The organism is Pseudomonas sp. NPDC087358 (assembly GCF_044900785.1).
In the GTDB taxonomy this organism is placed as follows: Bacteria; Pseudomonadota; Gammaproteobacteria; order Pseudomonadales; family Pseudomonadaceae; genus Aquipseudomonas.
The window spans coordinates 390,401-410,146 of the sequence record NZ_JBJDOA010000002.1 but is presented as its reverse complement, the minus strand read 5'-3'; the positions used below and the strand labels follow the sequence as shown (position 1 = coordinate 410,146).

Sequence of the window (19,746 nt, the reverse complement as noted above, 5' to 3'; positions counted from 1 at the left end):
CACAGGTGTAGCGGCGATATTTATCTCAACACCACCAACCGATTCGGTAACTCATTACGCGCCTGAGTCACTGGCACCTGGTCGCTGAGCACCTCGCCGCACGAATGAATGCAGCCCAGAAAACCTTCCAGAATCTTCCCTTCGCTCACTTGCCGGGTAAACACGTCGACCATCGAGCGCCACACCATGTCATCTACGTGCCGGGCGATGCCGTCGTCGACGATGATCTCAACGTAACGCTCGGCCTCGCTGACGAATATCAACACGCCTGTGCCATTGGCCGTGGCGTGCAGGTTCTGCTCCAGGAACTGTCGGCGTGCCAGACTGCCGGCCCGCCAATGACGCACGGGGCCGGGCACCAGCCGGGTGATGACGGCCGGTAAACGGCACACGAGCGCCACCACGATAAATGTGGCGATCTGCGTCAACAGCAATTCGTTGGCGTTGAGCCAGCCCGGGTAGAAATTGATCAGCCCCGGCACCAGCAGCGCCACCAGCCCGGCCCATATCAGCGGCACGTAGGCGTAGTCATCGGCGCTGGCGGCCAGCACCGTGACCAGCTCGGCATCGGTTTGACGCTCGACCACCTCGATGGCCCTGGCCACCTGTTGCTGTTCGTCTTCAGTGAGTAATGCCATGCGCTACGCCTTTTATTGAACTACCGACTACCAGCCACCGGAGGCACCGCCGCCGCCAAAACTGCCACCACCACCGCGCATGCCGCCTGAACCGCCGGAACCGGAACCGAAGCCGCCCGACCCTCCTGACCCGATGTAGCCGCCACCCAGGGCGCCGAGACCGCGCCCCCAGCGCGTATTGATGTAGAGGAAGACCACGAACAGCACGAAAAACAGCAGGCTCATCTTCCAGTCAGTGACATCGTCGCCACCCGAGGCCCCGACCACCGGCTCGGCCAGCGGATCGCCACCGAGCACCTGCACCATCGCTTCGGTGCCCTTGCTGATGCCGCCCACGAAATCGCCCTGTTTGAACGCCGGCGTGATGATCTGGTTGATGATCACCGAGGATTGCGCATCGGTGAGCCGATCTTCCAGGCCGTAGCCGACCTCGATGCGCACCTTGCGCTCCTCTTTGGCGACGATCAGCAGTGCGCCGTTGTCCTTGCCCTTCTGACCGATACCCCAGTAACGACCCAGCTGGTAACCATAATCCTCGATGGTCGAGCCCTGCAGGTTGGGCAGCGTGACCACCACCACCTGTTCGGTGGTCAACTCTTCATGGGCGCGCAGCATCTGTGACAGACGCTCCCGGCTGTCGTTGTCGATCATTCCGGCGCTGTCGACCACCTGGCCGCTCAACGCCGGAAACTTCAGGTCGGCCCGGGCCCATTGGGCGAACAGCCCGACCCCCACCGCCAGCAACGCGATCCACACGCCCCGCCGCGCGCACGCCATCAGAATTTCACTTGAGGCGCTTTGTCAGCGTCGGCGGCAGTGGCTTCGAAGTTAGGCCGGATCGGCAGATCGCTGTACATCACCGAATGCCAGAGACGGCCGGGAAAGGTTCGAATCTCGGTGTTGTAGCGCTCCACCGAAGCGATGAAATCCCGACGCGCCACGGCAATGCGGTTTTCCGTCCCTTCAAGCTGCGACTGCAACGAAAGAAAGTTCTGATTGGACTTGAGGTCCGGATAACGCTCGGACACCACCATCAAACGACTCAGCGCACCGGTCAATTGACCCTGCGCTTCCTGGAACTGCTTGAGCCTGGCCGGATCGTTCAGGGTATTGGCATCGACCTGGATCGACGTGGCCTTGGCCCGCGCCTCGATCACTGCCGTCAGCGTGTCCTGCTCCTGTTTGGCGTAGCCCTTCACGGTTTCCACCAGGTTGGGGATCAGGTCGGCACGGCGCTGATACTGATTCTGCACCTGCGCCCAGGCCGCCTTGACCTGCTCGTCATAGGTCGGAATGTTGTTGATGCCACAACCGGCCAGCAACGTGCTCAGCAGCATCAGCAACGTCAGTGACAAATTGTAACGACTGCCTCGAACGTGCCCGTAACGCTCTATTTGCATAGCCTGTGCGCTCCTTGATGTGCTTTAAAAATCTTTCCGTCAGTCATGACTTTAGCCAAATCAGGCGATCCCCGGCATAATCTTGACCCATCGCGTCGTCAGGGCACTGGATTGCCAGGCTGCAATCAGATAAAAGTCGTTGCGCTACTGATGCTCAGATGCGTCGGGAGTTCAGCGACCACCCCGGTCCTGATGACAATAAAAACCAAAGGTTTCACACCAAAGACATAGGCCGCCCGGTATTACACGCGAGTTGCCGGCTCACGCCTTGAGAAAAACATTCATGAATAAGCTGTGTCTACTGAGTCTCGTCATCGGTTTGGTCAGTCAGTCCGCCTGGGCCGAGACCGCCACCAGCACCGCCAGCAACCTCTCCACGCTGCAAGCCAAGAATGCTTTCATCTCCAACCTGATGAAGCAGATGACCCTCGACGAAAAGATCGGTCAGCTGCGCCTCATCAGCATCGGGCCGGAGATGCCCAAGCCGGAGATTCTCAAGGAAATCGCCGCAGGCCGGATCGGCGGCACGTTCAATTCGGTCGTACTGCCTGACAACCGCGCCATGCAGGACGCCGCAGTCGCTCATAGCCGCAACAAGATCCCGATGTTCTTCGCCTACGATGTGGTCCATGGTCAGCGCACCATTTTCCCGATCAGCCTGGGCCTGGCGTCGACCTGGGACATGGACGCCATCACCCGCACCGGTCGGGTCTCGGCCATAGAATCCGCCGCCGACGGTCTGGACATGACCTTTGCGCCAATGGTCGACATCACCCGCGACGCGCGCTGGGGCCGCAGCTCCGAAGGCTTCGGCGAGGACACCTACCTGGTGTCGCGCATCTCCGGCACCATGACCCGCGCCTTCCAGGGCACCAGCACCCAGGCGCCGAACAGCATCATGGCGGCGGTCAAACACTTCGCGCTGTATGGCGCAGTCGAAGGCGGTCGCGACTACAACACGGTCGACATGAGCCCGGTGCGCATGCAACAGGATTACCTGCCGCCGTACCGTGCGGCAATCGATGCGGGCGCAGGCGGGGTGATGGTCGCGCTCAACTCGATCAACGGCGTGCCCTCCACCGCCAACGCCTGGCTGTTGCAGGATGTGCTGCGCAAGGACTGGGGTTTCAAGGGCGTAACCATCAGCGATCACGGCGCGATCAAGGAGTTGATCGACCATGGGGTCGCCAAGGATTTCCGCGAGGCAGCCAAGCTGGCGATCAAGGCCGGTGTGGACCTGAGCATGAACGACAAGGCCTATGGCGAGGAACTGCCGGCTCTGGTGAAGAGCGGTGACGTCTCGGTCAAGGAAGTCGACAACGCGGTTCGCGAGGTGCTCGGCGCCAAGTGGGACATGGGGCTGTTCGCCAACCCTTATCTGCGTATCGGTGCGGCTGTCGACGACCCGGCTGATCGCAACGCCGAAAACCGCCTGCATCGTGCAGAGGCCCGGGATGTTGCGCGCAAGAGTGTGGTGCTGCTGAAGAACGCCAACAACACCCTGCCACTGAAGAAACAAGGCACCATCGCCGTCATCGGTCCGCTGGCCAAGAGCTCGCTGGACATGCTCGGCAGTTGGTCGGGGGCTGGCCTTGAACGCCAGACCGTCAGCGCCTATGACGGCCTGGCCAATGCCGTTGGCGACAAAGCCAGGCTGGTGTACGCTGCCGGCTCCAACATCACTGACAACCAGGAAGCCATCGCTTACCTGAACAAGATGGACGACCAGATTCACGTCGACGCACGTCCAGAGCAGGAAATGATCGACGAAGCGGTCAAGGTCGCCCAGCAAGCCGATGTGGTGGTCGCGGTGGTCGGTGAGTCGCGCAACATGTCCCACGAAGCCGCCAGCCGGGTCGACATTGTCTTGCCCGGGCGTCAACGTGACCTGATCAAGGCGCTCAAGGCCACCGGCAAACCGCTGGTCATCGTGCTGATGAACGGCCGGCCACTGGCCCTGGGCGAGGAAAACAGGCAGGCCGATGCCATGCTCGAAAGCTGGTACCTGGGCACCGAGGGCGGCAACGCCCTGGCCGACGTGCTGTTCGGCGACTACAACCCGTCGGGCAAATTGCCGATGACCTTCCCACGCTCGGTCGGTCAGGTGCCTGCTTACTACAATCACCTGAACACCGGTCGTCCGTACCGCGTCAACGACTCGAACTACACCTCCAACTATTTCGAGGAGCCCACCAGCCCACTGTTCCCGTTCGGCTACGGCCTGAGCTATACGCAGTTCAGCGTCTCGGACATCACCCTGTCGATCAGCAAGATGACCCGCAAGGACAAGCTGACCGCCACCGTCCAGGTCAAGAACATTGGCAAGGTGGCTGGGGAAACCGTGGTTCAGCTGTATCTGCGCGATATCGCAGCGTCGCTCAGCCGTCCGGTCAAGGAGCTTAAGAACTTCCAGAAAATCATGTTGAAGCCGGGCGAAGAAAAGTCCGTGAGCTTCACCGTGACCGAGGAAGACCTCAAGTTCTTCAACCCCTCGCTCAAGTACGCGGCTGAAGCCGGTGATTTCAAGCTGATGATCGGCCTGGACTCCGAGGATGTGAAGACAACGACCTTCACTCTGTTGTAAAGACTGCCGTCGATGACGCGGTCCCAGGATCGCGTCACGACCCCTGTAGCAGTCCGCTTGCCGGCGGTGGGGTTTTCGAACCGCACCCGCTGGCAAGCCGCAGGGCTACAAACCAGGTGGCGACGCGATTTCGCAGACAACACGCTCATTGTGAGAAGCCAGCCGCCATGCCGCGATTCGCCCGCCTTCTTCTGTCTACCCTGCTCATCCTCGCCGGTGCCGTGATCGTCGCGACCCTGGCAATGCATCAGGCTCGACGCCACTCACTGGAAGACGATGCCAGCCGCGCGCAGGTCCAGCTGTCGCTCTACGCCAACACCCTTCAGACCCTCATCGAACGCTACCGGGCGCTGCCCGCCGTGCTTGCGCTCGATCCCCAACTGCGTGAGGCGCTGAACGGCCCGGTCAGCGCGCAGACCACGCAGGCGCTTAATCTGAAGCTGGAGCGGATCAACGGCGCAGCGCAGTCATCGACCCTGGAGCTGCTCGATCGCAACGGCCTGGCCATCGGCGCCAGCAACTGGCGACTGCCGAGCAGCTATGTCGGCCATAACTACGGTTTTCGCCCTTACTTCACCCAGACCAAAGCCAACGGCGTCGGACGTTTCTATGCGGTCGGCGTGACCAGCGGGATTCCAGGCTACTTTCTGGCCAACGCGGTACTGGACGACGATGGGCACTTCGTTGGCGCCATGGTCGTCAAACTCGAATTCCCCGACCTTGAGCACACCTGGGCACAGGGCGACGACTTGCTGTTGGTCAGCGACGCCAAGGGCATCGTGTTCATTGCCAATCAACCCGGCTGGCGGTACCGCGCGCTGCTGCCGCTGTCAGATCAGGACCGCGCCGAGCTGACCAGCACACGCCAGTACGATAAGCAGCCACTGGCGCCGTTGCTCCGGCAAGCGCTGCATACCTTCAACGATCACAGTCAGCTCAGCCGCATTGACGCGCCCGATGGGCCGGCCGACTACCTTTGGCAATCGCTGCCCCTGCCGGCCGAAGGCTGGACCCTGCACCTGTTGCGCAAACCCCAGATCGCCGCCGAAGACACCCGCAACGCTGCGCTGGCAGCGGCAGGCACCTGGCTGACACTGGTGTTTCTCGGACTGTTTCTTTATCAGCGCTGGCGTCTGGCCCGCATGCGCCAGCGCAGCCGGGAAGAGCTGGAGCAGCTGGTCCAGGCGCGCACCCGGGATCTGCAAACGGCCCAGGACGGTCTGGTGCAGTCGGCCAAGCTGGCTGCGCTGGGGCAAATGTCGGCAGCCCTGGCCCATGAAATCAACCAGCCACTGACCGCGCAACGCATGCAACTGGCGACCATGCGGCTGCTGCTCGATCACGGCCGGGTGGACGACGCCTACACGGCCCTGACGCTGCTCGACCAGCAACTGACACGAATGGCCGCCCTTACCGGTCACCTCAAGACGTTCGCGCGCAAAAGCCCGAGCGGTCTGCGCGAACGCCTGGATCTGGCAAACGTGGTCGATCAGGCGCTGTTGCTGCTCGATGCGCGCATTCGCGAGGAACGGGTCAGTTGCGTGCTGGATCTGACGCGCCCGGCCTGGGTATCAGGCGATGCCATCCGCCTTGAGCAGGTGCTGATCAACCTGCTGCGCAACGCGCTGGACGCGATGCGCGACAAACCGCTCAAGCGTCTGCACATTCGCATCGACGAACATGAGGGGCGCTGGCGCCTGACTGTGGGTGACAGCGGCGGCGGGATTGCCGACCAACACCTGGCCAACATCTTCGACCCCTTCTTTACCACCAAACCGGTGGGCGACGGTCTGGGGTTGGGTCTGGCGGTGTCCTACGCCATCATTCATGAGCTGGGAGGTCGCTTGAGCGCGGAAAACCTGAACAACGGTGCACATTTCTCATTCTGTCTTGGCAAGGTCATGGAGGATCATTGCCCATGCTGAACTCGGTGATCGTGGTCGATGACGAGGCTCCCATCCGCGAAGCCGTGGAGCAATGGCTGTCGCTGTCGGGCTTTGAAGTGCAACTGTTCAGTCGCGCCGAGGACTGCCTGTCAGCGTTGCCGGAGCACTTTGCCGGCGTGATTCTGAGCGACGTGCGCATGCCTGGGATGAGCGGGCTTGAGCTGTTGAGTCAACTGCAGAGTCGAGACGCGGATCTGCCGGTGATCCTGCTCACCGGGCACGGCGATGTGCCAATGGCGGTCGATGCGATGCGCGACGGCGCCTATGACTTCCTAGAAAAGCCCTTCACCCCGCAGACGCTCTTGGGCAGCCTGCGCCGCGCCCTGGAAAAACGTCAGTTGGTTCTCGAGAACCGGCGTTTGCACGAACAGGCCGAAAGCCGCAGCCGGCTCGACACGACACTGCTCGGGCTTTCGCCCGCAATGCAGACCTTGCGCCGTCAGGTGTTGGACCTCGCGCAGCTGCCGGTCAACGTGCTGATTCGTGGCGAGACCGGCAGCGGCAAGGAAATGGTCGCGCGCTGCCTGCACGACTTCGGGCCTCGGTCGAAAAAGCCCTTTGTTGCCGTCAATTGCGCCGCAATTCCCGAGCAGCTATTCGAAGCCGAGCTGTTCGGCCATGAAAGCGGGGCGTTCACCGGGGCCCAGGGCAAGCGTATCGGCAAGCTGGAGTTTGCCCATGGCGGCACGCTGTTTCTCGATGAGATCGAAAGCATGCCGCTGGCTCAGCAAGTGAAGTTGCTGCGAGTGATTCAGGACCGGCGCCTGGAAAGGCTGGGCTCCAACCAGAGCATCGAGGTGGATTTGCGGATCATCGCCGCGACCAAACCGGATTTGCTCGAAGAAGCCCGTGCCGGGCGTTTCCGCGAAGACCTGGCCTATCGCCTGAACATCGCCGAACTGCGCCTGCCGGCGTTGCGTGAGCGGCGTGAGGACATCCCGTTGCTGTTTGGCCATTTCTCGCGCCTGGCGGCAGCGCGCATGGGCCGCAACGCGCCACTGCTCAGCGGTGGCCAATTGAGTCATTTGCTCAGTCACGACTGGCCGGGCAATGTGCGCGAGCTGGCCAATGCTGCGGAGCGACAGGTGCTGGGCCTTGAGAATCCGGCCTCGGTCGCCATTCCCAGCGGCCAGTCACTCGCCGATCAGCAAGAGGCTTTTGAAGCTCACTGCCTGCGTTCGGCGCTGAGTCGGCACAAGGGCGACATCAAGGCCGTGCTGCAGGACCTGCAGTTGCCGCGTCGGACTCTGAACGAAAAGATGCAGAGGCATGGGTTGTTGCGGGAGGATTTCATCACGGAGAACGACGCATAGGCGGACCCTTTTGGCCATGAAAACGACCGAAGCCTCAGCCGCGCCTACCCCCTGTAGCCGTCCGGCTTGCCGGCGGTGACGACGTCGTTATCGCCTGCGCCGAAAAGCCGGACTGATACAGGAATCAAACCTGGCCCCCTCGGCGGCTTTCCGCTTATATCCATGTTAGATCTGAGCGGATTTCCGCTTATCCATTGCTGATCAACCCCTCTAGACCGGGCCTTGTACAGCTTGGCACAGCTCCTGCTATCACCGTCATCAGGCCGCATCGCTGCGCTCCTTCTAAAAACAATGACTTGCAGGAAAACCAATGGCTATCCCCAACTCTGTCTCCAACGGATCGGCTGCCACGCCCGCCGTCGAAAAAACCACCGGAAGTCGTCTGAAATCCATTTTCAGCGGTTCGGTCGGCAACATGGTCGAGTGGTATGACTGGTACGTCTACGCTGCATTCTCTCTCTATTTCGCCAAAGTCTTCTTCCCCAAGGGTGACACCACCGCACAGCTGCTCAACACGGCCGCGATCTTCGCCGTGGGCTTTCTGATGCGCCCGATCGGTGGCTGGCTGATGGGCCTGTACGCTGACCGCAAAGGCCGCAAGGCCGCGTTGATGGCCTCGGTGCTGCTGATGTGCTTCGGTTCACTGATCATTGCCCTGACCCCGGGTTATGAAACCATCGGCGTTGGCGCGCCAATCATGCTGGTGCTCGCCCGACTGTTGCAGGGGCTGTCGGTAGGCGGCGAATACGGCACCTCGGCGACGTATCTGAGCGAGATGGCGACCAAGGAACGTCGCGGCTTCTTTTCCAGCTTCCAGTACGTGACCCTGATTTCCGGTCAGCTCATCGCCCTGGGCGTATTGATCGTGCTGCAACAGACGCTGACCACCGAGCAATTGAACGCCTGGGGCTGGCGTATTCCGTTCGCCATCGGCGCACTGTGTGCGGTGGTCGCGCTGTTCCTGCGTCGCGGCATGGAAGAAACCGAATCGTTCAACCGCAAGAAGGAAAAGCCCAAAGAGAGCCTGATGCGCACGCTGATGCGTCATCCCAAGGAACTGATGACCGTGGTCGGGCTGACCATGGGCGGGACCCTGGCGTTCTACACCTACACCACGTATATGCAGAAATATCTGGTGAACACGGTGGGTATGAGCATCACCGACTCCACCACGATTTCGGCAGCCACCCTGTTCCTGTTCATGCTCCTGCAACCGGTGATTGGTGCGCTGTCGGACAAGATCGGTCGCCGGCCGATCCTCATCGCCTTCGGCGTATTGGGCACCCTGTGCACCGTACCGATCCTCACCACCCTGCATACCATCCAGACCTGGTGGGGTGCGTTCTTCCTGATCATGGCGGCGCTGATCATCGTCAGCGGATATACGTCCATCAATGCGGTGGTGAAGGCCGAGCTGTTCCCGACCGAGATCCGGGCCCTGGGGGTCGGCCTGCCTTATGCGTTGACGGTTTCGATCTTCGGCGGCACCGCCGAATACATTGCGCTGTGGTTCAAGAGCATCGGTATGGAGACCGGCTACTACTGGTACGTCACGGCATGCATCGCCTGCTCGCTGCTGGTTTACGTGTTCATGAAGGACACGCGCAAGCATTCCCGGATCGAGACCGACTGACTGCATCCTGAAGCAATGCCGACCTGTATCGGTCGGCTTGCCGGCGCCACCGATGACACCGATGACACCGATGACACCGATGCTGCCGTCGGCAAGCCGTACTGAACAGGTGATCGAACGCAAAAACAGGGGCAGCCACATCAGTGAGCTGCCTTTTTTTGTCGCCATGGCAGGGCTAAGTAGCTGAATGGGCAGTAGCTTTTTGCAGTATCAATTTCAGCGATGATCGCTACTAATGCGATTGACTTCTTAATAATCCAGAGCCGAGTAAAGTTAACTCCATACCGAGTTACCCACTAATCAAGTCGATCTGGAGCAACTATCATGAAAACCAACATGAAAACTAACAAACTGATCTTCGGCCTGGCTTTCTCGATCCTGGCCAGTAGCGCTTTCGCACTTCCAGCTGTTGATGCAAGCAAACACGTCAATGCACCTGTAGTTGCTGAAAACGGCTCTTCGCATACCAACATCGGTCGCGTAGCTGCAGATGGCGCTGACCACGTCGGTGCCAACCGCCTGGCCGCTGACGGCGCTGACCACGTCGGTGCAAACCGCCTGGCCGCTGATGGCGCTGACCACGTCGGTGCAAATCGCCTGGCTGCTGACGGTGCTGACCACGTGGGTGCAAATCGCCTCGCTGCTGACGGTGCTGACCATGTTGGTGCAAATCGCCTCGCTGCTGATGGCGCAGATCACGTTGGTGCAAACCGCTTGAGCTGATTCCCAAGCAGTCCCCACTCCAGCCCGGCTTATGCCGGGCTTAGTTTTTGGCGCCTTAATACCCTTTGAAAGCCTCGTATTTGCTGGGGTTTGCAGTCAAGCAGCGCGTCTTGCCCTCGTTTCGTTCCAGTCTGAGGTGATGACAAGCACCACCGCCCGAGGTCGGGCGCAGAAAAACAATCAGCAAATATACACAAATGTCAAGAGCCTAATCTGTCAGAATAGACAGAAATCGCCCCATTTCAGATCAAAAACGCCCCAGACGCTCTAAAATCGGGCTCTGCAGCCAACTATCATTTTTGGCGATGATGGTTAGCAACCTTGTTAACTTCCACTTAATCTGTGCGCGCGTAAGATTAGCTCCATACCCAAGTTGAAAAAATTATTGAACTTAGTTGGAGCAAACATCATGAAAACTTCGAATATTCTGATTGGCCTTAGTCTTTCAATTCTGGCATCGAGCGCATTCGCTCTGCCTGTTTCCGATAATCACGCTGCATTGAACGGTACTGTGGTTGCTGAAGGTGGTTCTTCTCACACCAATGCATCGCACACTGGCACATATCGTCAGGCTTCCGATGGTTCCGATCACGTTGGTGCCAACCGCCTTGCTGCTGACGGTGCCGACCGTGTAGGCAACAACCGTCAGGCTGCCGATGGCGCTGATCACGTCGGTGCCAACCGCCTGGCTGCTGACGGCGCCGACCGCGTAGGCAACAACCGTCAGGCTGCCGATGGCGCTGATCACGTCGGTGCCAACCGCTTGGCCGCAGACGGTGCCGATCACGTCGGTGCAAACCGCGTCAGCTGATACCCGCTCTACACGTTTCACCTCCTGAACTCCCTTTATAGCCCGGCATATGCCGGGCTTTTTTTTGAGCGCGAAATGCTGCTGGTCTGGAACCGCAGGGAATTGCCTTGCACTATGACGGCCTAACTCTCTGCGCAAGCCGCTCATTACGCCGCGCTGCCGCGTACGGCTCTGCCCTCAACAGGAAATGCGCCATGTCGGACGACATTCACTTTTACGAACCCTCCAAAGGCCACGGACTGCCTCACGATCCATTCAACGCCATCGTCGGCCCGCGGCCCATCGGCTGGATCTCCTCGCAGGACGCGCAGGGCAAACTCAACCTTGCCCCATACAGTTTCTTCAACGCCTTTAACTACGTGCCGCCGATCATTGGTTTCTGCAGCATCGGTCGCAAGGACAGCCTGAACAACATCGAGCAGACCGGCGAGTTCGTCTGGAACCTGGCGACGCGCACCCTCGCCGAGCAGATGAATATCAGCTGTGCACCCGTGGCTGCGGACGTCAACGAATTCGAACTGGCCAATCTCACCGCGCAGCCGTCACGAATCGTTTCGGTGCCACGCGTGAAAGAGACGCCGGTTGCGTTCGAGTGCAAGGTGACGCAGATCGTCCAGCTACAGCGCGCCGACAAGCAAGTGGTGCCCAGCTGGTTGATTCTGGGAGAAGTGGTGGCGATCCATATCGCCAAGCGGTTGCTCAAGGATGGCGTCTACGATACCGCGGCGGGCGAACCTATCTTGCGCGGCGGCGGCCCAGCCGATTATTTCCAGCTGGGCCCCGAATCGCTGTTCCAGATGCACAGGCCCAAAGCCTGATCAGTCCTGGGCGAACATCAACTCGCCTTCGGACGTCACGTCGATCAGCCGCTCCAGTTCCTGGACAGCGGCCTGATCGGCAGCCAGTGCCGTCTTGAAGGTCTGGCCCTGGAGTACAGGATTGAAAGTCGGCGCACCGCCCGCACCCAGGCCTTTGACTGCGATTGCCGCGCTGTATCCATCGTCGCCCGGTACGGCAGCGGAAACGGCTTCGTGGTGCTGGAATTCTTTGCGTGCCATCGGAGGGAGATCCTGCCTTGAAGAGAGAAAGACGAGGATTTTAAACCTGAGCAAGGGAAAGGGCCGCTAGATTTTCTTTGTTTGATGCAAGGCGTCGCGAGCGAGCTCACTCCTGCACGAGCGCCCCGGCTATCTGTAGGAGTGAGCTTGCTCGCGATCAGACAGGCACAGCCAGAAAAGCCTCAACCCGCCCTCCTCAACTCAGACAACCCATACCCTGCCTGCGCCTGGGGCGCTGTCACCACAGAAAAGGTCTGAAAGTCCAGGCTGCGAACCAGCCGTTCGGCTACCAGCTCGGAAAAAACTCCCAACTCCGGGGCCGTGAACCAGTCATTCATTGCTGACGTGTCGGCCCACAAACCGCTGATGACCCAGACATCCTGCTCGGTCATCGATTGCTGCAATGCAAAGTGCAGGCACCCGGCGGCTTTGGAGGAAGGCCCGATCAATGCGCTCAGGCGCGCACCCAATTGCGCGCTGTGTCCGGCTCCGGCACGAACGGATAGCAGATGGCTCACGATTGAAGTGCTGTGCATGGTGTGTGCTCCCTTGATACAGCCGCGATCGGAGAAAGCGTTGCGGCTGGAAGTGAAGATTAGGGGTCGACATGCCAAGGCCGGTAGCCAATTACTGCGCGGTTATTGCCTGATTCTGCGCCGCTGCAGGTCCAGGCCAAGGGATTGCAGCGCGTGTTTGGCGCTCGCCGCCACGGACTTTCAAGCAATCCACCTCGATAAACAGGGCCTTCGGTCGCACGCCAGGTGAACCTGCTGCAGAATCAGGCAATCATCCGGCAGGATTCGCCTAACGCTGGCGATTGCACAAAAATAAGCTGTGCTGCACCGACGCCTCACCAAGGAGTTTCCCATGCTGCCAACCGCCGCCGAGCCCGCTACGCCGAGTGCCATGCCTGACACCCGGCCAATGCCCGAACTGAGCGCACAGATGGAACAGCAGCGTGCCGAACTCGCCGCATTGATTCGCCGTCATGCCCCGACCGACGGCAGCTTTCAGACTGTGATCAAGCCGCTGTTCATGGTGCGTCACGACCGGCCGCAGCAATCGGTGCCGGGGTTGGTGCAACCGGCGCTGTGCATCATGGCCCAGGGCCGCAAGGACGTGACGCTGGGTGGCGAGTTGTTCACCTACGATCCGCTCAATTACCTGGTGCTGTCGGTGGCCCTGCCGATCAGCGGCAAGGTGATTTATGCCACCCCGGAAGAACCCCACCTGGCCATGCGTCTGGACATCGACCCGGCAGACATCAATGCGCTGATCGCCGAAGCCGGCCCCATGAGCGTACCGACTCGCCCCAGTGGTCGCGGGATGTATGTCGAGCGTATCGATGCGCAACTGCTCGATGCGGTGATCCGCCTGATTCGCCTGCTGGACAGCCCCAAAGACATTGCCATGCTCGCCCCGCTGATCACTCGCGAGATTCTTTATCGCCTGCTGCGTGGGAGTGAAGGCTATCGGCTGTACGAAATTGCGATTTCCAACTGTCAGACTCACCGCGTCACGCAAGCCATCAGATGGCTCAACGAGAACTTTCAGCAGGCGCTGCGCATCGACGAACTGGCGCGGGAAGTGAATCTGAGCGTCTCGACCCTGCACCATCGCTTCAAGGCGGTGACCGCCATGAGCCCGTTGCAGTACCAGAAACAGCTGCGTTTGCAGGAGGCCCGCCGTCTGATGTTGTCCGACGGGCTCGAGGCGTCTGCCGCCGGGTACAAGGTCGGCTATGAAAGCCCTTCGCAATTCAGCCGTGAATACAGCCGCTTGTTCGGCGCGCCACCGCTGCGGGATCTGGCGCGCCTGCGCAAGACGCTCTGAGTCTTTGCCAACCCTGCGTCAGGCGCTCAGCACCCGGCACGCCTGGGCAGGGATGGTGACCGACACCGGATGACCAATGCTCAGCCCCAGGCTTTGATTGGGCGTGCTCAACGCGGTCAGTGAGACCCCACCGCACTCGACCGTGGTTTCGATGGTTGCACCGATGTCACGAATGAACGTGACCGTGCCAGTGAGCCGGTTGCCGTCGCCGGGCTGCAAGGTCGACAGTTGCAGGTCTTCCGGGCGCACCAGCATCCTGATCTCGGCGCCGGCCTGGATCGTGTCGCTGATCGGCACCTGCAGCGCATCTCCACCAGGCAACTGGATACGTCCGCCACCGAGCGCCGTGGCCGGAAAAATATTGCCCGAGCCGATGAAGTCCGCCACGAAGGCGTTGGCCGGGTTGCGGTAGATCTCGATGGGCGTGCCCACCTGCTGCACCCGGTGTTCACCCAGCACCACGACGATGTCGGCCATGGTCATGGCTTCGCGCTGATCGTGCGTCACCAGAATAGTGGTGATGTTCAGCTGTTTTTGCAGCTGGCGGATCTCCACCTGCATCGATTCACGCAGCTTGGCGTCCAGCGCCGACAGCGGCTCGTCAAGCAACAGCAGTTTGGGGTGCGAGGCAATGGCGCGAGCAATGGCCACACGCTGCCGCTGCCCCCCGGACAGTTTCGCCACCGGGCGATCAACCATTTGTTGCAGCTGGATCATCGCCAGCAATTCGGTGACCCGGGCCTTTTGCGCGGCCTTGTCGACACCCCGCAGCTTGAGCGGGTAAGCGATGTTCTCACCCACCGTCATGTGCGGGAACAGCGCCAGCGACTGGAACACCATGCCGAAATTGCGCTCGTGGGCCGGGGTGTGGCTGACGTCTTCGCCATCGAGGCGAATCTCGCCGCCGGTCACCGTTTCAAGGCCGGCAATCATGCGCAACAGCGTGGTCTTGCCGCAGCCGGAGGGGCCGAGAAAGCACACCAGCTTGCCTTCTGGCAGGTGCAGATTGACGTCGGTGACGGCGCAGGCCGAGCCGTAGTATTTTTCGACGTTTTCCAGAATCAGTCCGGTCATAGCTTCAAACCTCAAATCAGAACGAAACGCCACCTTCACCGACCAGCTTCTCCAGCGCCCAGATCAGGACGAAGTCGATCAGCACAATCAGCACGGCGAACGAGAAAACGGTGGGATCGAGCGAAGAAACAGTGCGGCTGTACATCCAGATCGGCACGGTCATGACGTCGATGTTGTACAGAAAGTAGGTCACCGTGAACTCGTTGAACGAGACGATGAAAGCCAGCAGCATCCCGGCGAGAATCCCCGATTTCATCAACGGCACTACCACATCGATGATGGCCCGGGTCGGGGAAGCGCCGAGCATCTGCGCAGCCTCCTCCACTTCGCTGCCAATGCTGGTCATCGATGCCGTGCAGTTCTTGATCACGAATGGCAGCGCCAGAATCACGTGGGCGATTACCAGGCGCGAGGTGTTCATCTGGAACGGCAGGCTGTCGAACACCAGCAACAACGCCAGTCCCAACACCACCATCGGGAACACCAGCGGCAATGACATCAGCTGCATGGCGAACGCCTTGCCGCGGAACTCACAGCGGGTCAGGGCATAGGATGCCGGTACTGCGATCAAGGTGGCGAAAATCATGGTCAGACATGCCACCAGCAGGCTGGTGGTCATCGCCTTGCCCAGACTCAACACGTCGCTTTGATCGGGCGAGACGAAGGTCTGCCAGGCCGCCTTGTACCACTGCAGGCTGTAGCTGGCGGGCGGGAAGTCCAGATTGGACGAGCCGCTGAAAGACATGACGATCATGGTCAGGATCGGGGTTACGGCCAGGAACAGAATCACCGCCGACAGAATCGCTGCGAAGCGTCCGGTTTCACCCGGTAACAGCGGTTGGGAACGCAGAAGTTTTTTGCTCATTGCGAAGCCTCCAGCATGCGCCGACGGCGACCGGTGACGAACTCGGAGAGGGTCATGATCGCAAGCGTGGTGACGATCAGCACGACACCCGCAGCTGACGCGGCAGGCCAGTTCATCAACGGCGCGATCTGGTCGTGAACCATGACCGCCAGCATCGGCACACGACGACCGCCCAGCAGCAGCGGTACGACAAAACTGCTGGCGTTGTAGGCAAACACCAGTGTGGCGCCGGTGATGATGCCCGGCAGGCTCATTGGCAGGATCACTTGGCGAAACACCTGAAAGCGGCTGGCGCCCAGGGTCGCGGCGGCCTCTTCATAGCTGCGCGAGACGCCACGCATGGCGCTGGCAATGGGCAGCACCGCCAGCGGGAAGGCGGTCTGGACCAGCCCCATCAACACGCCGTTCTGGTTGTACAGCATCATGATTGGCCGGGTGATCAACCCAAGCCCCTTGAGCGCTTGGTTGAGCATGCCGGCAGGTCCCAGAATCACCAGCCAGCCGTAGCTTTGCAGCAACAGATTGACCAGCAGTGGCAGCAGCACGGCGGCCAGGAAAACACGCCGTACCAGCGGCGATTTCAAGCGAGCCATGGTGTAACCGACCGGGATCGCCAGGATCACTGCGATCACCGCACTGATCAGCGCCAGACGCAAGGTCAGCAGCAAGGATTTCAGGTAATAGGGTTCGAACAGCTGGGCGTAACTGTCCAGGCTGAAGCCGCTCCACTCGGCGCCCTTGGTGCCGACGCTCATGCGCAACACCAGCAGGCTGGCGACGATCAGCACGGCAAGAAACAGCATCGAAGGGGTGAGAAACAGCCAGGCGCGAGCCGTCTGTGACCATGGCCGGTTTCGACGCGGTCTGGCAGCGTCTTCCTGGCGCGTTATAGGTGGGTTGTGCATGGTTTTGATCTCGGTTTCGCGGTGAGTCAGAGATGCATGTGTTGCCTGTCTGAGCCCTGGCGCGAGCAAACTCACGCCGTCAGTGTTCCGCCGTTTCCAGTGCAGGAACACCAGATGTGGGCCTTCGCTTGCTCGCGATGCCGTCAGGACAGAGTCCAGAAACCCTCTGCCAGACGCCATCTCACGGGCACTGCATCAGGAGGAGAAAATCTCCGTATAGCGGCGAATCCACTGGTCATGCACCGTCGCCAAAAAGGCGTTGTCGTGCATGATGGCTTTGTCGGCGATTTGCTCAGGTGTAAGGATGTACGGGCTCTTGCGCGCTTCAGCGGAGATCACCGCCTTGGCATTGACCGGGCCGTTGTAGATGTCTTCGGCCATCTTGCCCTGCACGACCGGGTCCAGAGAGTGGTCGATAAAGGCGTAGGCAAGATCGGTATCGCCCGGGCGATTCTTCGGCATCACCGATTGCATCAGGTCGGTGTAGAAACCCTCTTTCATGCCAAAGGTGGCACCCAGACCGTAGTTGGGGTCGCGGATCTGCTTGGGGAAAAACGCCGGGGCGTACAGACCGCCCATGTCCAGGGAGCCGGTGCGGAACAGCTCGGCAATCTGGTTCGGGTTCTCGCCCAGAGTCACCACGCGATCCTTCAACTCGGCCAGCTTCTTGAAGCCCGGCTCGATGTTGTGTTCGTCACCGCCTGCAAGCTTGGCGGCGATGATGATCAGGTCCATCGCCTCGGTCCAGTTCGGCGGCGGCAGGAAGATGTTCGGCGCCATGTCCTTGTCCCACAGGGCGGCGTAGCTGTCCGGCGCTTCCTTGACGGTGCGCGTGCTGTACACCAGGCTGTTGCACCACAGCAGGTAACCGATACCGTGGCCGTTGGCGCCGGTGCGGTACTTTTCCGGAACATCGACAATGTTCGGGATGCGGTTGAGGTCGGGTTTTTCCAGCAGACCGGCCGCAGCCAGGCCTTCGGCGCCGACACCCGCCAGCGTGATGATGTCGTACTGCGGACGATCCCCGCCGGCCTTGAGTTTGGCGACCATTTCAGAGGTGCTGCCAGTGCGGTCGGCGATTACTTTGGCGCCGGTCTTGGCTTCAAAGGTCGCGGCAATGTTGCGCAGGGCCGCAAGGCCGGTGTCATCCGACCAGGTGAGCAGACGCAGGGTCTTGCCCTGGAATTTGCCGTCGCTGGCACGGGCGCCGATGAAGGGCATGGACATGGCCGCCGCGCCCACTGATGCGACACCCACTGCCTTGATGAATTGCCGTCTGTTCAGATCAAGTTTGTCCACGTCGGACTCCATTTTTTTCTGTCGCATGGTTGAGGGAGATCGCACCGCAGCGCGCTAGCCGACTTCACTCCAAGCCCCGGCTGGCGGGGTGTTCAGCAAGTCAGCGGGGTCATCCTGCGGTGACGCCGGTTCCTCAACAATCGAAAGTTTTGCATTGGAGCCATGTGCTCGGCGCATGCCTTATGACGAGGCATGCGTGGACGATTTTCGACCCACTCAGACCGCGCGCACCACGTGTTTCATTTCCTGAAAAGCCTGCATGCCCCAAGGCCCCAGCTCGCGCCCCAGACTGCTCTGTTTGTACCCACCCCAAGCGGTCTGCGGGAAGATCACTTGCGGCGCGTTGATCCACACAAGCCCCGCCTGCAAAGCGTTGGCGACCCGATCAGCCGTCTCAACGTCGCCACTGACCACGCTGGCGACCAGACCGAACTGGCTGTCGTTGGCCAGCGCAATCGCCTCGGCTTCGGAGCTGAAACCACGCACGCAAAGCACCGGGCCAAAAATCTCTTCACGCCACAGCGCACTGTCCAGGGGCACGTGGGTGAACACCGTCGGTTGCAAAAAGTATCCACGAGGCAGATCGGCGGGCCGCTTGCCGCCGCACAACAGACGCGCGCCAGCCTGTTTACCGGCCTCGATGTGGGCAATCACGCGCATATATTGCGCCTGATTGACCAGCGGCCCCATCTCGGCGCCCTCCTCCAGCGGCCCTGCGACCCTGATCGACTGTGCCTTGGCCACCAGACGCTCGAGAAACGGCTCCAGCAGTGCCTGCGCGACCAGCACGCGACTGGTGGCCGAGCACATCTGCCCGGCGTTGAAGTAACCGCCGCCGCTGGCCAGTTCCACCGCCATATCCAGGTCGGCGTCGGCCATTACCAGCAGCGACGACTTGCCACCCAGTTCCAGGCTCACGCCCTTCACGGTTTCTGCCGCGCGTTGCATCACCTGCACACCCACCGCATTGCTGCCGGTGAAAGAGATCTTGGCGATGCCCGGGTGCTCAGCCAGCGGCGCACCCACCGACAAACCGCGGCCACACACCACGTTGAACACACCGGTGGGCAGGCCGCTTGCCGCAATGATCTGCGCCAGTTCAAGCTCGGCCAGCGGGGTGACTTCAGAAGGCTTGAGCACCACGCAACAACCCGCCGCCAGCGCCGGCGCCAGCTTCCAGGCCGTGGTCACCATCGGAAAATTCCACGGCACGATCAGCCCCACCACCCCGCACGGCTCGCGCCGCAGACGTGCACTGAAGTCCTCGCTGGGCAGCTCCACCGCCCGGTTTTGCTGGCCGTCGGAGGCCTCGGCCAGTTCGGCGTAATAGTTGAAGGTGGCGATGACATCGTCGACATCGATGGCCGCTTCGAAACCCGGCTTGCCGTTGTTGCGCGACTGCAACTCGATCAGCCGCTCTCGTCGGCTCGCGACGCCACTGGCGATTTTGCGCAGGATCATTGCCCGCGCAGCGCCGGTGGTTTTGGACCATGCGCCAAATGCTGCGCGTGCCGCTTGTACCGCTTCATCCACGGCATGCGCATCACCGCCGGTAACGATCGCCAGGCGCTCTTCGGTCGACGGGTTGATCACCGTTAGTGGCTCGCCACCGGCGCGCCATTGTCCGTCGATGTACAGACCAGGTGAAACCGGGCTCAACACAG

18 protein-coding genes are annotated in these 19,746 nt (G+C 60.8%); 8 read left to right on the top strand and 10 right to left on the bottom strand.

Going from position 1 to position 19,746, the window contains the following annotated elements:
* Positions 1-20: 20 nt before the first annotated feature.
* Genes ACI2KS_RS05475 through ACI2KS_RS05465 form a run of 3 tightly spaced genes read right to left on the bottom strand, consistent with a single transcriptional unit; the run spans position 21 to position 2,038 of the window.
* Entirely contained in the window at positions 21-638 is a 618-nt protein-coding gene (locus ACI2KS_RS05475; RefSeq protein WP_404617953.1) for a TPM domain-containing protein, read from the bottom strand.
* 27 nt (positions 639-665) lie between these two features.
* Positions 666-1,415 carry a TPM domain-containing protein gene (locus ACI2KS_RS05470; protein WP_404617951.1) on the bottom strand — a complete coding sequence of 250 codons (750 nt, stop codon included), beginning with the start codon at positions 1,413-1,415 and terminating at the stop codon, positions 666-668.
* Positions 1,415-2,038 (bottom strand): LemA family protein, encoded by a 624-nt coding sequence (locus ACI2KS_RS05465; protein WP_404617950.1) that lies wholly within the window; start codon positions 2,036-2,038, stop codon positions 1,415-1,417. The genes ACI2KS_RS05470 and ACI2KS_RS05465 overlap by 1 nt, the downstream gene beginning before the upstream one ends.
* 283 nt (positions 2,039-2,321) lie before the next feature.
* Between ACI2KS_RS05465 and bglX the strand changes: the two genes are divergently transcribed.
* The 7 genes from bglX to ACI2KS_RS05430 all read left to right on the top strand — a co-directional run bounded on the left by bglX (position 2,322) and on the right by ACI2KS_RS05430 (position 11,866).
* Complete coding sequence (gene bglX / locus ACI2KS_RS05460; protein WP_404617948.1) at positions 2,322-4,622, top strand: beta-glucosidase BglX; 2,301 nt, start codon at positions 2,322-2,324, stop codon at positions 4,620-4,622.
* 167 nt (positions 4,623-4,789) lie between these two features.
* On the top strand, positions 4,790-6,547 hold the full coding sequence (locus ACI2KS_RS05455; protein ID WP_404617946.1) for an ATP-binding protein: 1,758 nt from the start codon (positions 4,790-4,792) through the stop codon (positions 6,545-6,547).
* The gene (locus ACI2KS_RS05450; protein WP_404617944.1) at positions 6,541-7,881 is read left to right on the top strand and encodes a sigma-54-dependent transcriptional regulator; all 1,341 of its coding nucleotides are present in this window, start codon (positions 6,541-6,543) and stop codon (positions 7,879-7,881) included. The genes ACI2KS_RS05455 and ACI2KS_RS05450 overlap by 7 nt, the downstream gene beginning before the upstream one ends.
* Before the next feature lie 310 nt (positions 7,882-8,191).
* Positions 8,192-9,514 (top strand): MFS transporter, encoded by a 1,323-nt coding sequence (locus ACI2KS_RS05445; protein WP_404617943.1) that lies wholly within the window; start codon positions 8,192-8,194, stop codon positions 9,512-9,514.
* A gap of 336 nt (positions 9,515-9,850) precedes the next feature.
* Positions 9,851-10,237 carry a hypothetical protein gene (locus ACI2KS_RS05440; protein ID WP_404618477.1) on the top strand — a complete coding sequence of 129 codons (387 nt, stop codon included), beginning with the start codon at positions 9,851-9,853 and terminating at the stop codon, positions 10,235-10,237.
* A gap of 409 nt (positions 10,238-10,646) precedes the next feature.
* Complete coding sequence (locus ACI2KS_RS05435) at positions 10,647-11,048, top strand: hypothetical protein (protein WP_404618476.1); 402 nt, start codon at positions 10,647-10,649, stop codon at positions 11,046-11,048.
* Between the two features lie 194 nt (positions 11,049-11,242).
* Entirely contained in the window at positions 11,243-11,866 is a 624-nt protein-coding gene (locus ACI2KS_RS05430; protein ID WP_404617941.1) for a flavin reductase family protein, read from the top strand.
* Here the strand turns inward: ACI2KS_RS05430 and ACI2KS_RS05425 are convergent, their stop codons facing one another.
* Together ACI2KS_RS05425 and ACI2KS_RS05420 are read right to left on the bottom strand one after the other, a co-directional pair.
* Positions 11,867-12,106 (bottom strand): hypothetical protein, encoded by a 240-nt coding sequence (locus ACI2KS_RS05425; RefSeq protein WP_404617939.1) that lies wholly within the window; start codon positions 12,104-12,106, stop codon positions 11,867-11,869.
* 182 nt (positions 12,107-12,288) lie between these two features.
* On the bottom strand, positions 12,289-12,642 hold the full coding sequence (locus tag ACI2KS_RS05420; RefSeq protein ID WP_404617937.1) for an antibiotic biosynthesis monooxygenase family protein: 354 nt from the start codon (positions 12,640-12,642) through the stop codon (positions 12,289-12,291).
* A gap of 370 nt (positions 12,643-13,012) precedes the next feature.
* Here ACI2KS_RS05420 and ACI2KS_RS05415 point away from each other — a divergent pair, with 370 nt between their 5' ends.
* Positions 13,013-13,939, top strand: coding sequence for an AraC family transcriptional regulator N-terminal domain-containing protein (locus tag ACI2KS_RS05415; protein ID WP_404618475.1), 927 nt, complete (start codon positions 13,013-13,015; stop codon positions 13,937-13,939).
* Positions 13,940-13,957: 18 nt separating this feature from the next.
* On the opposite strand, the gene ACI2KS_RS05410 is transcribed toward ACI2KS_RS05415, so the two are convergent.
* The 5 genes from ACI2KS_RS05410 to ACI2KS_RS05390 all read right to left on the bottom strand — a co-directional run bounded on the left by ACI2KS_RS05410 (position 13,958) and on the right by ACI2KS_RS05390 (position 19,741).
* Entirely contained in the window at positions 13,958-15,013 is a 1,056-nt protein-coding gene (locus tag ACI2KS_RS05410) for an ABC transporter ATP-binding protein (protein ID WP_404617935.1), read from the bottom strand.
* Positions 15,014-15,029: 16 nt separating this feature from the next.
* Positions 15,030-15,878, bottom strand: a complete 849-nt coding sequence (locus ACI2KS_RS05405) for an ABC transporter permease (protein ID WP_404617933.1) — start codon at positions 15,876-15,878, stop codon at positions 15,030-15,032.
* A complete protein-coding gene (locus ACI2KS_RS05400) occupies positions 15,875-16,783 on the bottom strand; it encodes an ABC transporter permease (protein ID WP_404617931.1) in 909 nt (302 codons plus the stop codon). Before ACI2KS_RS05400 ends, ACI2KS_RS05405 begins: the two co-directional genes overlap by 4 nt.
* 195 nt (positions 16,784-16,978) lie before the next feature.
* Entirely contained in the window at positions 16,979-18,082 is a 1,104-nt protein-coding gene (locus ACI2KS_RS05395; protein ID WP_404617929.1) for a PotD/PotF family extracellular solute-binding protein, read from the bottom strand.
* A gap of 216 nt (positions 18,083-18,298) precedes the next feature.
* Positions 18,299-19,741: an aldehyde dehydrogenase family protein gene (locus tag ACI2KS_RS05390; protein WP_404618474.1), complete on the bottom strand. Its 1,443-nt coding sequence runs from the start codon at positions 19,739-19,741 to the stop codon at positions 18,299-18,301.
* Between the last annotated feature and the right edge of the window lie 5 nt (positions 19,742-19,746).